17 protein-coding genes and 1 pseudogene are annotated in these 14,320 nt (G+C 70.7%); 9 read left to right on the top strand and 9 right to left on the bottom strand.

Going from position 1 to position 14,320, the window contains the following annotated elements; translation table 11 throughout:
* Window position 1 precedes the first annotated feature (1 nt).
* The gene (locus VHC63_06080; protein HVV36154.1) at window positions 2-1,036 is read left to right on the top strand and encodes a histone deacetylase; all 1,035 of its coding nucleotides are present in this window, start codon (window positions 2-4) and stop codon (window positions 1,034-1,036) included.
* On the top strand, window positions 1,033-1,467 hold the full coding sequence (locus tag VHC63_06085; protein ID HVV36155.1) for a universal stress protein: 435 nt from the start codon (window positions 1,033-1,035) through the stop codon (window positions 1,465-1,467). The genes VHC63_06080 and VHC63_06085 overlap by 4 nt, the downstream gene beginning before the upstream one ends.
* Here VHC63_06085 and VHC63_06090 read toward each other — a convergent pair.
* Complete coding sequence (locus VHC63_06090) at window positions 1,397-1,984, bottom strand: GNAT family N-acetyltransferase (GenBank protein ID HVV36156.1); 588 nt, start codon at window positions 1,982-1,984, stop codon at window positions 1,397-1,399. The two genes, VHC63_06085 and VHC63_06090, sit on opposite strands and share 71 nt — an antisense overlap.
* A gap of 98 nt (window positions 1,985-2,082) precedes the next feature.
* Here VHC63_06090 and VHC63_06095 point away from each other — a divergent pair, with 98 nt between their 5' ends.
* A complete protein-coding gene (locus VHC63_06095) occupies window positions 2,083-2,637 on the top strand; it encodes a hypothetical protein (protein ID HVV36157.1) in 555 nt (184 codons plus the stop codon).
* A 400-nt stretch (window positions 2,638-3,037) separates the two neighbouring features.
* Here VHC63_06095 and VHC63_06100 read toward each other — a convergent pair.
* The 7 genes and pseudogenes from VHC63_06100 to VHC63_06130 all read right to left on the bottom strand — a co-directional run bounded on the left by VHC63_06100 (window position 3,038) and on the right by VHC63_06130 (window position 9,942).
* Window positions 3,038-3,703, bottom strand: a pseudogene (locus tag VHC63_06100) (phytanoyl-CoA dioxygenase family protein).
* 9 nt (window positions 3,704-3,712) lie between these two features.
* Window positions 3,713-4,726 carry a zinc-dependent alcohol dehydrogenase family protein gene (locus VHC63_06105; protein HVV36158.1) on the bottom strand — a complete coding sequence of 338 codons (1,014 nt, stop codon included), beginning with the start codon at window positions 4,724-4,726 and terminating at the stop codon, window positions 3,713-3,715.
* Between the two features lie 4 nt (window positions 4,727-4,730).
* Window positions 4,731-5,804, bottom strand: coding sequence for a site-2 protease family protein (locus VHC63_06110; GenBank protein HVV36159.1), 1,074 nt, complete (start codon window positions 5,802-5,804; stop codon window positions 4,731-4,733).
* Between the two features lie 10 nt (window positions 5,805-5,814).
* The gene (locus VHC63_06115; protein HVV36160.1) at window positions 5,815-6,240 is read right to left on the bottom strand and encodes a universal stress protein; all 426 of its coding nucleotides are present in this window, start codon (window positions 6,238-6,240) and stop codon (window positions 5,815-5,817) included.
* A 57-nt stretch (window positions 6,241-6,297) separates the two neighbouring features.
* Window positions 6,298-6,828, bottom strand: a complete 531-nt coding sequence (locus tag VHC63_06120) for a hypothetical protein (GenBank protein ID HVV36161.1) — start codon at window positions 6,826-6,828, stop codon at window positions 6,298-6,300.
* A 14-nt stretch (window positions 6,829-6,842) separates the two neighbouring features.
* Window positions 6,843-9,455, bottom strand: coding sequence for a magnesium-translocating P-type ATPase (gene mgtA, locus VHC63_06125; GenBank protein ID HVV36162.1), 2,613 nt, complete (start codon window positions 9,453-9,455; stop codon window positions 6,843-6,845).
* 1 nt (window position 9,456) lies between these two features.
* Entirely contained in the window at window positions 9,457-9,942 is a 486-nt protein-coding gene (locus tag VHC63_06130; protein ID HVV36163.1) for a histidine phosphatase family protein, read from the bottom strand.
* 39 nt (window positions 9,943-9,981) lie between these two features.
* Between VHC63_06130 and VHC63_06135 the strand changes: the two genes are divergently transcribed.
* The gene (locus tag VHC63_06135; protein HVV36164.1) at window positions 9,982-10,458 is read left to right on the top strand and encodes a hypothetical protein; all 477 of its coding nucleotides are present in this window, start codon (window positions 9,982-9,984) and stop codon (window positions 10,456-10,458) included.
* Window positions 10,459-11,508: a phosphotransferase family protein gene (locus tag VHC63_06140; GenBank protein HVV36165.1), complete on the top strand. Its 1,050-nt coding sequence runs from the start codon at window positions 10,459-10,461 to the stop codon at window positions 11,506-11,508.
* A 63-nt stretch (window positions 11,509-11,571) separates the two neighbouring features.
* On the opposite strand, the gene VHC63_06145 is transcribed toward VHC63_06140, so the two are convergent.
* Window positions 11,572-12,438: an LLM class F420-dependent oxidoreductase gene (locus VHC63_06145; GenBank protein HVV36166.1), complete on the bottom strand. Its 867-nt coding sequence runs from the start codon at window positions 12,436-12,438 to the stop codon at window positions 11,572-11,574.
* A gap of 19 nt (window positions 12,439-12,457) precedes the next feature.
* On the opposite strand from VHC63_06145, the gene VHC63_06150 reads away from it, so the two are divergent.
* The 4 genes from VHC63_06150 to VHC63_06165 all read left to right on the top strand — a co-directional run bounded on the left by VHC63_06150 (window position 12,458) and on the right by VHC63_06165 (window position 14,317).
* Entirely contained in the window at window positions 12,458-13,240 is a 783-nt protein-coding gene (locus VHC63_06150; GenBank protein ID HVV36167.1) for a methyltransferase domain-containing protein, read from the top strand.
* 249 nt (window positions 13,241-13,489) lie between these two features.
* Window positions 13,490-13,669, top strand: coding sequence for a hypothetical protein (locus tag VHC63_06155; GenBank protein HVV36168.1), 180 nt, complete (start codon window positions 13,490-13,492; stop codon window positions 13,667-13,669).
* 43 nt (window positions 13,670-13,712) lie between these two features.
* Window positions 13,713-13,919 carry a type II toxin-antitoxin system VapB family antitoxin gene (locus VHC63_06160; GenBank protein ID HVV36169.1) on the top strand — a complete coding sequence of 69 codons (207 nt, stop codon included), beginning with the start codon at window positions 13,713-13,715 and terminating at the stop codon, window positions 13,917-13,919.
* The gene (locus VHC63_06165; protein ID HVV36170.1) at window positions 13,916-14,317 is read left to right on the top strand and encodes a PIN domain nuclease; all 402 of its coding nucleotides are present in this window, start codon (window positions 13,916-13,918) and stop codon (window positions 14,315-14,317) included. The genes VHC63_06160 and VHC63_06165 overlap by 4 nt, the downstream gene beginning before the upstream one ends.
* Window positions 14,318-14,320: the final 3 nt, after the last annotated feature.

The raw sequence follows: 14,320 nt of genomic DNA on the forward strand, positions 1-14,320 counted from the left end.
CGTGGACGCCGGCGCAGCAGTGATCCTGGGTTCGGTCGGCGCCGGCGACCATCACGCGACGCCGGCGTGGCACCCGGAGTCCGCCGCGCGCGTGCATGCCGTCGACGACGCCATCGCCCGTCTCAACCTCGGTGACGCCGTCACGATCCTGCCCCCCCGGCTGGCCACCATCGGTGAACTCGCCCGCGTGCACGACGAGCTCTACCTCGACGGGCTCGCCACGCTGGCCGAAGCCGGCGGCGGCGAGCTCGACCCCGAAACCGTCGTGTCGGCCGGATCGTGGGAAACGGCGCGGCTCAGCGCCGGACTCGGGTTGGCCGCGATCGACGCGCTCCAGCAGGACGCCGGGGGCGCGGCGTTTGTGGCAACGCGACCCCCGGGTCATCACGCCAGCCGCCTCACCGGCTCCGGTTTCTGCTTGCTGAACAACGTCGCTGTCACCGCGGCTGCGCTCGTCGACCAGGGCGCGCGCGTCGCCATCGTCGACTGGGACGTCCACCACGGCAACGGCACCCAAGCCGTCTTCTGGAACAACCCGCAGGTGCTGTACGTGTCCACGCACGAGTGGCCGGCCTATCCGGGCACGGGCGACGCCGCCGAGGTCGGGGGACCCGCCGCGTTGGGCCGCACCCTCAACATCCCGCTGCCCGCCGGCGCCACCGGCGACGTGGCGTTGCGCGCCTTTGACGACGTGGTCGAGGAAGCCGTCGACGCGTTCGCCCCCGATTGGGTACTCGTCTCCGCCGGCTACGACGCCCATCGGGACGATCCGCTGGCCGACCTGGCGTGGAGCGCCGGCGATTACGCCGTGCTCACCCGCCGGGTGATGGGCTACGCGCCCCGTGTCGGGCGAACCATCGTCTTCCTCGAAGGCGGCTACGACCTGCGCGCCCTCGGTGAATCGGTGGCGGCGACGGTCGCCGCGCTCGCCGACTTGCCCCACGACACCGAGGACGCCACCGTCGGCGGCCCTGGGATGGACGCCGTCGACCGCGCCCGGCGCCGGCGCACCGATCGCTTGGAGCGAATGGGATGAAGGTGGCACCGGTACTCGTCGCCGTCGACACGTCGGACAACGCCCGCGCCGCGCTGGAGTGGGCGGCCCGCTTCGCCGCGGCCACGTCGACCCCACTCGTCGGCGTGCACGCCATGGGCATGCTCGACCGCGACGAGAACGGCGTGATGGTGCCGGCGCAGGCGCGGCGCCCCCAAATCGAGGCCTGGGCCGAAGAACTGGTCGCGGCCGTCGCCGACCGGTACGGCATCACGGCGACGAGCGAGGTGTGCGACGGGGAGCCGGTGCCGGTCGTGCTCGACGCGGCGCGGCGGCACGGCGCGGCCGCGGTCGTCGTCGGTACGCGGGGCGCCGGTCGTAGCCCGCTAACGCTCGGCAGTACTAGCGAGCAGCTGGCGCGCTCGGCGCCGTGCCCACTCGTGATCGTGCCGCTGCCACCGAACGAGGGGTGACGGGCATCTCGAGGTGCACCACGCCGCTGTCGAAGGAGATGCGGCGGTCCGGCGCATAGCGGGCGAACACCCGGAGCATCGCGGCGTTGCCCCCGAGGACGTCGGCTTCCAGTCGCGTGTAGCCGTGATCGCTCGCCCAGTCGGCGAGCCGCTCCAGGAGCCGCGAACCGAGGCCTTCGGCTTGGCGGTTGTCGGCGACGACGAAGGCCACCTCGCCGCTGGTGTCGCCGGTGGCGTCGAAGCGGCCGACACCGACCAAACGCCCGGCGGAGAAGGCAACGAGCGCCTCGCGGCGGTGGTGGTCGACGTTGGTGAACCGCGCGACCTCGTCGGCGCTGAGGTGCGGGTGCAACGTGAAGAAGCGCCACCGACGGGTGGCGTCGCTCAGGTGCTCGTGGAACGCGACGAGCGCATCGGCGTCACCGACCTGAATCGGACGGATGAAAACGCGCCGACCGTTGCGCAGCGTTTCCCATCCGCTCGCCGAGCGCCGGATCGGAAGAACGGTGGAAGCCATGTGTCCAGTGAGCCGTTCAGGGCCGGGCCATCGGTAGGGCCGGTCGGCGGGACCTTCGACCCTGCGCCGCGGGAGCGCCAACGCGGTCTCATGGCGCGGTGACGAATCCCGTGCTGCCGCTGCTGTGGATTGCCAGTGGCGCCGCGGTGATGCTGGCCGCGTTCCGGTCCCGACGTGATCCCGCCGCGGCGCGTCACGGCCGCCTCGCCGTCGCCACGCTGTTCATCGTCGCGGGCGCGGCGGTCAACGCCGTACTGGTGACCTTCGATCCCAAGAGCTACGCACCGTTTGCCGACGGGTCGTACATCCCCTTCGTGCACCACACGTGGCGTTCGCTGGTCGTGCCCCACATCACGGCGTGGATCGTGCTGCTGATCGCCTTCGAATTGGCCGTCGGGCTTCTCGCCGTGCGCGGTGGCGCCCAGACGCGGGTGGCCTACGCCGCCGCGATCGCGTTCCACTTGGCGTTGCTCAGCTTCGGCTTCGGGTTCGCCGTGTGGGTCGTGCCGATGGTGGCGGCGCTCACGGCTTTGTGGCGCGCCGAAGTCGGCGGTGCCACGACGGAGGCTTCCGCGCCACGGCCAGCGAATCGGCCAGGGCGCGCAGGCCCGGCGCGTGCGGCCGCAGCAGCCCCGCGGACGCGTCGGTCGTAAGACCGTGTTCGAGTGACCAGCTGACGAGGCGGGCGAGGTCGAGTTCGTCGAACCCGCCGAAGGCGTCGCGCAGATCGGGTCGGGACCGGTAGACGCGCACGAGTTCGTCGAGCGCCGCTTCGGCTTCGGGTCCCGAGCCGGCCGCAAAACCGGCGAAGCGGGCGCGCATGTCGTCGGTGACTGAGTCGAGCGAGTCGCGGTAGCGGATGCGCATCAGCCCCTCGCGCGCTGGTTCGAAGTGGACCGCGTGACCGTTGAGCGAGGGGACGACCTGGCGACCGGTGCTGATGTCGACCGGCAGCCGCACGAACAACTCGCCGGTCGGCACCTCCGAGAGGAACGGCGTGTAGTACACGCAGTCGTCGAAGAAGTAGTGCGTCACTTGCGAGTGACGAGTGCGCTGCGGGTCGCGGATCGGCGTGCCGCCGTGGACGAGGTTGGCCGACCACACGAAGGCGGTGCCGAGCGGCACGTGGACTTCCTCGAAGGCGAGACCGGCGGCCTGCATGGCGGCGTTGACGCCGTCTTCGTAGTGGGCGTAGTTGGCGGTTGCGAGCGTCATGCCGAGATCGGTCAGGGTGAGGATGGGCAGCACATGGGAGCCGGGGGCGTAGAACAGCGGCCCGTTGTCGGCGTCGGTGTCCTCGAGGGCGACCCACACACCGCACATGAAGCGGGCCGGCTGCGAGCTGAAATGGATGCAGTCGGAGTGGTTGCGCTGCTGGGTGCCGGTGCAGAAGTTGAGCGTCTGGAACGGGAACGGCCGGCGCCCGTACAGCGCTTCGAGCAACTCGAGGATGCGCGGGTGGCAGGCGAGGGCGCGGGCCGCCGGTGACTCCTGCCACGCTTCCTGGACGCGGTAACGGCTGCGCGGTCCGTCGGCGAGATCGGATCGGTACAGCGGGTCGACTTCCTCGATGATCGCCTGCGCCTCGGCGGCGTCGATCAGGTTGGGCACGATGAGGAAGCCGTCGCGATGGAACGCGGCGGCCTCGGCGGCGAACGGTCCCAGGTCCGGGTCGGCCGGGTCGAAGAACGGTGAATCAGCCCGTGGAAAGCCCTTGATGCCCCGATGCTATGGGGCGGCCGGGCGCAACCGCAGCACCGCCGCGCCGGTGAAACGGTCGTGGGCGAGGTCGGCCAGCGCCACGTCGGCGTGGGCGAACGCGTAGGGCTCGGTGTGCACCCGGATGCCGATGCGCGCCGCGACGTCGAGGAACGCGGCGCCGTCGGCGCGGGTGTTGGCGGTGACGCTGCGCAGCTGACGCTCCTGGAAGAGGTGGCGCTGGTAGTCGAGCGGCGGGATGTCGCTGAGGTGAATGCCGGCGATGGCGACCGTGCCACCGCGGTCAAGGGCGCCGAGCGCCGCCGGGACGAGCTCGCCCGCCGGCGCGAACACGATCGCCGAGTCGAGCGGCACCGGCGGGGCGTCGAAGGAGTCGCCGGCCCACGCCGCGCCGAGCGACACCGCCAGCTCGCGGGCCGCGACCGACCGGGTCATCACGTAGACCGAGGCGCCCTGCGCCAGGGCGACTTGCGCGGCGAGATGCGCGGAGCCGCCAAAGCCGTAGATGCCGAGGCGGCCGCCGGCGGGCAGGGCGGCGCGTTGCAGGGCGCGGTAGCCGATGATGCCGGCACACAGCAGCGGCGCCGCCTCCTCGTCGCTGAACTCGGCGGGGATGGCGTAGGCGAAGCCTTCGTCGACGACGGCGTACTCGGCGTAGCCGCCGTTGGCGTCCCAACCGGTGAACGACGGCGCCAGGCACAGGTTCTCGTCGCCGCGCCGGCAGAAGGCGCAGACGCCGCAGGTGGCGCGCAACCACGCGATGCCGACCCGGTCGCCCGCTGCGAACCGGGTCGCACCCGCCCCGACCTCGTCGACGATCCCGACGACTTCGTGGCCCGGCACGACGCCGGGCGCGTGGGGCGCGAGGTCGCCCTCGGCCAGGTGGAGGTCGGTCCGGCAGACGCCGCACACGCAAACGCGCACGCGGATCTCGCCCGGGCGGGCGTGCGGTTCGGGGAGCTCGGTGAGGCGCAGCGGGGCGTCGTCGATCGGGCGCGGCGCGTCCACGATCCAGGCCTGCATGGCGTCAGGCGGCGAGTTTGCGGTGAGCCGGCATGTCCGATCGTCGCGCCGCCAGCACCACGTCGTCGGCATACAGCAGCCCGATCACGCGCCCGGCAGCGTCGAGCACGGGCAGCGCCGTGCCGGCATCCAGCGGGCCGCACTCGTCGAGGCGCATCGCGGCGCGCACCGTCGGCCGCCGTTCGGCCAGGGTGCCGAGGCGGGTCTCGCGGTCGGCGTACGCCAAGCGGCGCGCCGCCACGACACCGAGCACCGCGCCCGCGTCGTCGAGGACAGGGAACTGGCGCTGGCTCGACTCGTGCAGCATCCACGTGACCTCGCCCACCGTCTGGCGATCCGACACCACCAGCGGGCTGTGCACCATCACGTCGGACACGAGCAGGCGCGCCAGCTGGGCTTCCAGCTCCGCCGACATCTCCTCGACGCGGCTCACGACCGACACGAAGATCCCGATGATCGCCACGAAGATCTCGCCGGTGAAGAGACCGAAGGCGATCATGCCGAACGCCACGACGCGGGCCAGCCGGGCGGCGTGGTGGGTGGCGAGCAGCGGGCCCTCGCGCATCTCGAAGATGGCTTTGAGGACGCGCCCGCCGTCGAGGGGCAGCGCCGGCAGGAGGTTGAACACCGCGACGACGACGTTGAACCACGCCAGGCGCGTCCAGAACGCGCCGCCCGACAGTGCCGGTGCCGGGATGCCGCCGCGGCCCACCGTGACCGCCGCGAGCGTTACGAGGCCGATGACGAGGCTGGCGAGCGGGCCGGCGAGGGCGATCGTGAGCTCCTGGTGCGGGTTCTGCGGGATGGCGTCGAACTTCGAGATGCCCCCGATGGGCAGCAATTCGATCTCACGCACGACCACGCCAAAGCGGCGCGCCGTGATCGAGTGCGAGAACTCGTGCACCAGCACCGACACGAAGATGGCGGTGATCCATAGGAACCCGGCGCCGAGGCCGGTGTGCGTCTGACTGGCAGAGGCGACGACCAGCCAGACCAGCAGCAGCATCGACGCGTGCAGCCGGATGTCGATGCCCGCGACCCGCCCGACGCGCACGGACCAGCGGCGCGGCGTAGTCACGATGCGGCGCTCAGGCGTGCGTCGGGACGATGACGACGGGGCAGCGGGCGTGCTCGGCGACCTGCTGGCTGACCGAGCCGAGCAACAACCCGGCGAAGCCGCCGCGGCCGCGGGAGCCGACGACGACCAGGTCGGCGTCCTGACTTTCGGCGATGAGGGCGTGCGCCGCGCCTCCGGCGACCACCTTGGTGTGCACGTCGACGCCGGAGCAGTCGACGTCTTCGAGCGCGTGGTCGACGACCTCGTGCGCCGCGTCCTCCAGCAGCTGGGGGTCGAGGAACGGTGCGGGTGACGGGATGTACCCCGTCACGCCGACCGTCGGCGACCACGCCGTGATGGCGGTTAGGTCCGCGTGGTGCAGACGCGCTTCGTTGAGCGCCCACTCCAAGGCGGTCCGTGATCCTTTCGAACCGTCAACTCCGACGACGACGCGCATGTGGTGGTCTCCTTTGTGTGCCTCCAGACTGCGGCGGCGCGCCGCCCGTCAGTAGGGTCAAAGGTCCCGATGCCAGTCCACCAATGGCAACACGGTGACGGCTATGAGGAAGAGCAGCTGGAGCGCGATCGAAAGCGGCGATCGCAGCGATGCGGTGACCACATCGCCGAGGTTCTTCTGGGCGAGCGACGCAGCGGTGACGTAGAGCGAGTAGCTCACGACGCGGCCCGAGAAGAAGGCCACCGTCAGCGGCACGAGCGGGAACTCGAGGAGCCCAGCGGCGGTGAAGAGTTGCCCGGACGGCACCGGCGAAAGGGCGAATAACCCGAGAGCCGCGATCGTCCCGCCGCGATGGCCGCTGAGGCGCTCGCGGGCGGCGTCCAAGCGCGCCCGGCGACGCGGCGACAACCGGCCGGCGAAACGGGTCGCGGCGGTGGCGAGCACGAGGCGGCCCGACGCGGCCGCGAGGGCGCCCAGGGCGACGAGCGCGACGGGGTTCAGGTGACGGTGCAGCCGGAACAACACGAGCACCGCCCACGTCGGGGGTCCGAGCGCCGGCAACAGATTCACGGCGAAGACGGCGAGCATTACCGCGGCGTAGGTCACGCGCCGATGTCCCCGGCGTGGCTGAACCGAGCCGCGCGGCGCTCGATGCGGCGGTCGGTGTGACTGCGCTTCGGCCGCACCGGGCCGTGCTGGTAGCGGTAGAACTCGCGCTTGGCGACCTCGGCGAGCCCGAGGTACGCGACAACCATCGCCAGCAGCGCACCGAAGTACGCGAACGGCGGATGGGCGAACCCGAGGCCGTGGGCCAGCGGCGACAGCGGCACGAGCGCGCCCGCGACGGCGACGCCGACGCTGGCGATCGTCAGTGCCCCACTCGGGGTGCTGCGGAAGAACGGCACTCGGCGCGTGCGGATGACGAAGATCACCAGCGTCTGGGTGGCCAGCGATTCGACGAACCACCCCGAGCGGAACAGGCGCGGCCCGGCGTGGAAGACGTGCAACATCACGGCGAAGGTCAGGAAGTCGAACAGCGAGCTGATCGGACCGAAGAACGTCATGAAGCGCCGGATGAAGCTGATGTCCCAGTGCGACGGGCGCGCCAGCTGTTCTTCGTCGACGTGGTCGCTCGGGATCGTCAGCTGGCTCGTGTCGTACAGGAGATTGTTGAGCAGGATCTGCGACGGCAGCATCGGCAGGAACTTCAAGAACGCGGAGGCCGCGGCCGCGCTGAACATGTTGCCGAAGTTCGACGACGTGCCCATGAGGACGTACTTGATGGTGTTGGCGAACACGCGGCGACCCTCGACCACGCCGTCGGCCAGCACGCCGAGGTCCTTCTCCAGCAGGACGATGTCGGCCGCGTCCTTGGCGACGTCGGTGGCGGCGTCGACCGAGATGCCGATGTCGGCGCGGTGTAGGGCGACGGCGTCGTTCACGCCGTCGCCGAGGTAGGCGACGTCGCGGCCGAGGGTCTGGTGGGCGCGGATGATGCGGCTCTTCTGCTCGGGACTCACGCGGGCGAACACGACGACGTCGGACACGCGGGCGGCGAGCGCCGCGTCGTCGAGGGCGTCGATGTCGGCGCCGGTGAGGGCCACCGGTGCCTGCAACCCGAGGTCGCGGCACACCTTCAGCGCCACCGCCGGATGGTCGCCGGTGACCACCTTGGCCGTGATGCCGAGCGACCGCAGCCGTTCGAGCGCGGCGCCGGCCGACGCCTTGGGCGGGTCGCGGAACACGAGATACCCCGCCAGCGTCAGGTCCTTCTCGTCGCTCGGAGTGACCTCGGCGAGTCCGGGGGCCGGGCGGGTGGCGACGGCGATGACCCGGCCGCCGGCGGCGAGCTCGGCGTCGATGGCCCTCCGCGCCGCGGCGGTCACGGCCTCGCACCGGTCGAGCACGGCCTCCGGTGCGCCCTTGGTGATCAAGCTGCGTCCGTCAGGACCGTCGACGACGACGGAGGTGAGGCGGCGCTCGTGGTCGAAGGGGGCGAGCGCCACGCGTTGGTAGCGCGCCGTTTCCTTGGCCGCCGCGCCGGCGTCGTTCCACAGGGCGACGTCGAGGGCGTTGCCCGACACCGCGGCGCCACCCTCGACCGACGCTTCGTTGCACAGCAGCCCGAGCACGACGACCCCACCGCCGACCTCGGCTCCTTGGGTCGCGCCGGTCGCGTCGCAGGCGCGTTCGAGGTTGATGGCGCCCTCGGTGAGCGTGCCCGTCTTGTCGGTCAGCAGGATCTCGGTGTCGCCGAGGTCCTCGATGCACACCAGGCGCTTCACCAAGACCTTGCGGTGCGCCAGCCGCCGGGCGCCGGTGGCAAGGCTGGTGGCGACGACGGCGGGCAACAACTGCGGAGTGATGCCGACGGCGATCGCCAGCGAGAACAGCAGCGCGTCGATCAGCGGTCGCGCCAGCACCAGGTTGATGACGAAGATCGCCGTCGTCAACACGCCGGCCACGGCGGCGAGCAGCACCGAGAAGCGTCGTAGCCCGACCTGGAACTCGGTCTCTTCCTGGCGCTCGCCCAGGCTCATGGCGATGCGGCCGAACTCCGTCGCCGCGCCCGTCGCCACCACCACGCCCTCGCCGTCGCCGGCGCGCACGAGCGTGCCCATGAACGCGCACGACGCCAGTTCGGCGAGCCCCGTCGCCGGGGCGACGGGCGCCGCGCCCTTGTCGACGGGCAGCGACTCGCCGGTGAGCACCGATTCGTCGCACTCGAGCGCGCTGGCCGACAGGATGCGGATGTCGGCGGGCACGATGCCGCCGGTCTCGACGCGGATGACGTCGCCCGGGACGAGGTCGGTCACGTCGCAGGACTGCCACGCGCCGCGGCGGCGCACCGTCGCCCGGTGCCGCAGTTGGGCGTGGAGCGCTTCGACGGCGCGCTCGGCCTGGAGCTCGTTCAAGAAGCCCAGCCCCACGCTGAGGCCGACGATGGTGCCGATGATCAGCGCGTCGGAGCGCTCGCCCACGAAGAACGACACCGTGGCCGTCGCCAGCAGCAGCAGGAGCAGCGGGCTGCGGAACTGGCGGCCCAGCACGGCGAGCGGTTGCGCGTGGTGGGTCCGCACGGCGTTGGGGCCCGTCGCCTGCCGCCGCGTCGCCACCGCCTCGGGCGACAGGCCGTCGCCGCTCGACCCGAGACGCGCCAGCACGGCCTCGGCGTCGAGCGCCGCTGCCTCCGAAAGCGACAGCGGCGCGTCCATCTCAGTCGGGCAGTTCTTTCGGTGTCACGATCGACACGACTTCGGCCTCGCCGGGACGCAGGTCGTCCCACGACTCGGCGTCCCAGCGCAGCGTCGCCAGCGCGCCCGTCGGGAACTTCTCCTGCGTCTGCGCCAGCTCGGCGATGCACGGGTTGTGCCCGATGATGAGCACCGACGTGTAGCTGTCGTCGAGGTGGTGCACCAGCGCGAGGACGTCGGCGACATCCGCGCCGTACAACTCGTCGAGCATGCGCACCGCCGGGGTGCCCAGCGAGTGGGCGATCTGAGCCAGCGTTTCCTGCGTGCGCCGGGCCGAGGAGCACAACACGACGTCGGGGCGCAGGTTCGCTTCGGCGATGTAGCGGGCGAGGCGTTTGCCGTCGCGCAGGCCACGCGGTGCGAGCGGCCGGTCGTAGTCGGTCAGGGTTTCGTCGTCCCAACTCGACTTCGTGTGTCGCAGCACGTACACCGTGCGCGTGGTGGCCATGCGCGCAGTCTTGCGCGCTCTGCTTAGATGCGTCGCGTTATGGACACCATGTTCCTCGAAAACCGCATGGAGGTGTCGCGGCCGATGTCGTCTCCGGCCTCGACGATCTTCGACATCGTCCGCAGCCCGGCTGGTCACGTCGCCATCGACGCGTCCGGCATGTTGCAGGACTTCAGCGGCGAACCCGCGGAGAAGGTGGGCGACACGTTCGTCGTCCACATGGACCGCGAGTCGCTCAACGACTACCCGCTGGGCAAGTACGACGTGACCGTGCGCTTCATCACGTTCGAGCGCGACAAGGAGATCGCCTGGGACCTGGGCGAGAACGCCCTCGGCCTCAAGCATTACTACGGCTACCGCTTCGAACCGCTCGACGACGGTGGCACGCTCGTCACGTCGTTCTACGACTGGTCGCTGGTGCCCGACGACTGGAAGGAACGCTTCCCGATCATCCCCGACTCCGCGCTGCGGGCGACCCTCGGCATCCTCGAGCGCACGGCCCGCAAGGGGCTCTAGTTGGCCGACGAGCAGATCCAGGCCGAGCGCATCGACCTGGCGGCGCTGGCGGCGTGGATGGACACGCAGGATCTCGGCGCCGGCCAACCGATCGAGCACCTGACGCCGCTGGCCGGCGGCACCCAGAACGTGATGGTCAAGTTCGACCGCGGCGGCCGCAGCTTCGTGTTTCGGCGCGGACCGTGGTCGCTGCGACCGCGCTCGAATGACCAGTTGCGCCAGGAGATGCGCGTCCTCGGCGCCCTCGCCGGCACCGACGTGCCTCATCCGGGCCTCATCGCCGGATGCCCCGACGAAGGCGTGATGGGCGACGCCGTGTTCTATTTGATGGAGCCCGTTGACGGGTTCAACCCGTCGGTCGAGCTGCCGCCATTGCACGCCGGCTCGGCCGAGGTGCGCCACGCCATGGGACTGTCCGCCGCCGACGCCATTGCCGCGCTCGGAGCTGTCGACTACCGAGCCGTCGGTCTCGGCGACGTCGGCCACCCCGAAGGCTTCCTGGAGCGCCAGGTGCCGCGCTGGCTGAGCGAGCTCGAGGGCTACGGCAAACACGAGGGGTATCCCGGTCCGGACATCCCCGGCCTCGACGACGTGGCGCGGTGGCTCGAAGCCAACCTGCCGGCGTCGGGGTACCAGCCGGGCATCTCGCACGGCGACTACCACCTGTCCAATCTCATGTTCCGGTGGGACTCGCCCGACGTGGCCGCCATCGTCGACTGGGAGATGTCGACCATCGGCGACCCGCTGCTCGACCTCGGCTGGCTGCTGGCCACGTGGCCGCGGCCCGGCGAGTTCGGCATCGGCGGGAACCTCGGCGAGGGTCTCCCGTCGCCCGCCGAGTTGGTGGCGCGTTACGGCGAGCGCTCGACGCGTGACCTCTCGGCCATCAGCTGGTACGAGGTGATGGCGTGCTTCAAGTTGGGCATCGTGCTCGAAGGCACCCACGCCCGCGCCTTCGCCGGCAAAGCCCCACAATCGATCGGCGACATGCTCCACGCCACGACGCTCGGGCTGTTCGCCCGCGCCACTCAACGCATCAAGGAGACCTGAACCCGCCTTTTGGTCCGTCTGCGCAAGGGTCTTTGTCGCTGGAACGGACCAAAAGCAGGCGGGTTACCCGATGTCGCTGAGGCGTCCGACGAGGTCGCCGGCCTTGGCGACGAACTCGACGGGATCGCCCTGCGGCGCCAGGTCCATCAGCGACACGCCGAGGCCGGCGTAGCGCTCGGCGTCGGCCAAGAACTTGTCGGGCGCCCCGATGGGGTCACCGATGTAGAGCACGGTCTTCTTGACGGTGTTCGGGTCGCGGCCCTCGTTCTCGCAGTGCTGGTCGAGGATGGCGACCTTGCGCGCCGTCTCGTCGTAGTCGAAGGCGAACAGGTTGCACGCGTCTGCGTACTTGGCCACGAGGCGCAGCGTCTTCTTTTCGCCGCCGCCGCCGATCAGGATCGGGGGCCGCGGCTGGCTCAGCGGGCGCGGCCGGCAGATGGTCTCGGCGAGTTGGTAGTGCTTGCCGTCGAAGGGCCCCTCGTCGTCGCTCCACATCTGGAGGCAGATTTGGAGTGTCTCTTCGAGGCGCTCGAAGCGCTCGGTGACCGGCGGGAACGGCACGCCGAGGGCGACGTGTTCGCGCTCGTACCAGGCGGCACCGATGCCGAGCTGCGCCCGCCCGCCCGACAGCACGTCGAGTGTCGTCACGATCTTGGCGAGCAGGCCCGGATGGCGGTAAGTGACGCCGGTGACGAGCAGGCTGAGGCGCATGTTTTGCGTGAGCCCCGCGATATAGCCGAGCGCGGTGTAGCCCTCGAGCATCGGGTCCGTCGCCGGCGCCATGTGCTCCATCTGGAACCAGTGGTCCATGAACGTGAAGCTGGCGACACCCACCTCGTCGGCGGTCTTGGCCGTCGCCGCGACGGTGGCGGCGATCGACTCGGTGCCGCCCGGGAAGTCGAAACGGATCTGGTGGATGCCGAGTTCCATAACGCGCGAGCGTAGGCCGGTGACCAACGAGTGGGACGCGGCCGCGCCGGTTTACGAAGACCAGTTCGAGAAGGTGACGGGCACGACGGTGCCGCGCCTGGTCGAGTGGTTGGAACCGCGCCCCGGGCTGACCTTGGCCGACGTCGCCTGCGGGCCGGGCATCGTCGCCATGGCGCTGGCCGAGCACGGCGCGGCGGTGTGGGTGTCGGACTTCAGCGCCGAGATGGTCAAGCGGGCGTTGGCCCGCGCCGCCGAGCGCGGTTTTTCCGCCGTCACCGGCGACGTGGCCGACGCTGCGTCGCTGCCCCTGGCCGACCGCACGGTGGACGGCGCGGTGTCGAACTTCGGCGTGATCTTCTGCCCGGCGATCGGCGACGCTCTGCACGAGCTGGCGCGCATCACCCGGTCCGGCGGGCACCTGGCGATCACTGCGTGGACGACCGAGGCCACCAACGGCTGGACCACCCTGCTGGGCGACGAGTACGCCGACGAGCTCGGCTTCACCGTCCCGCCGCGGCCGATGTACCGGTGGGGCTCGGCGCGGGAACTCCGCAAGGCGCTCGACGACGCCGGCTGGCACAGCATCGACATCGTCACCGTCGACTTCGAGCCGACCCTGCACGCCCCCGACGCGGTGGGCGACGCCCTCACCACGCCGGCCACCCGCCTCGCCCTCGCGCCGCTCAGCGAGGCCCAGGTCGACGCCCTGCGCGCCTATCTCGTACGGCGCGGCCGCGAGCTTTTCGGCGGCGAACCCGTCGCCCTGCCCCGCCAAGCCTGGCTCGCCCGCGGCACCGCCTAGCGCGCTACACCCCATCTGTACCGTCGGAATTCCGGACGTCTCATGGGAGTTGATGCAGGTATGCGCAAGCGGTCACCAAAGAGGCACGTCTTTCCACGGCGGACGATCGAGGGCACGCGCTTCACCCGAAAACCGAAGGACACGCTGAGCCACGACGCCGCCCTCGACTACGGCAGCCCGTCACTCAATCGGATCGGCCCCCGTCCCCAGTAATCCTCAACAAATTGGGATTTCGGTCGATAGGCGAGCGTGACCGCTTCTGCCCTCCTCCTGTCGCTGCTGGCGCTGCTGTTGCTCGGCGCCAACATCGCCTACCTCGCCGCTCTGTACTGGGTCCACGTCATGCGACCGGCCCCGATGCAACGAACGCCGCGCACGCGTCCTGCCGCCGCTGGGTACGCAACTGCGTCGCAGCCGCTGGCGTCCTGAGCCACCATACACGTGTAGTACACGTAGTGTGTACGCTACGTGTATGGCGAAGACCCGGACGAACATCGAGATCGAGGACGAATACGTCTCGGTGATCATGGACCGGTACGGCGTCCACACAAAGACCGAAGCGGTCGACCTGGCGTTGCGCTTCGCCGCGGGTCAGCCGATGACGCGCGACGAGGCCCTCGCCATGCGAGGCGCACGCGCCATCGGCAAGATCCCCGCCGACACCGGTCCGGCGGCGTGATCCTCGTCGACACGTCGGCCTGGGTGGAGTTCGACCGAGCGACGGGGAGCGCGGTCGACGAGCGGCTCACCTCCTTGATCGCCGACGGTGCAGGCATCGCCGTGACCGAGCCGGTTCTCATGGAGGTCCTCGCCGGTGCGCGCAGCGACGCACGCGCCCGCGACCTGCGACGGTTGCTGCTCGGCTTTTCATTCGCGCCCGTCGACAGCGCCGTCGACTTCGAAGCCGCGGCGCGCATCTATCGCACGTGTCGTCGGGCGGGCGTGACGCCGCGGGGTCTCGTCGACTGCCTCATCGCTTCGGTGGCGAGCCGGTCGGGCATGCGCATCCTGCAGCGCGACGCCGATCTCGCCCGCGTCGCCGAGGTGATTGGTCTGCCCCTCGAGGCGACCGAATAGCGT

The sequence above is a fragment of the Acidimicrobiales bacterium genome, from assembly GCA_035546775.1.
GTDB lineage: Bacteria > Actinomycetota > Acidimicrobiia > Acidimicrobiales > JACCXE01 > JACCXE01.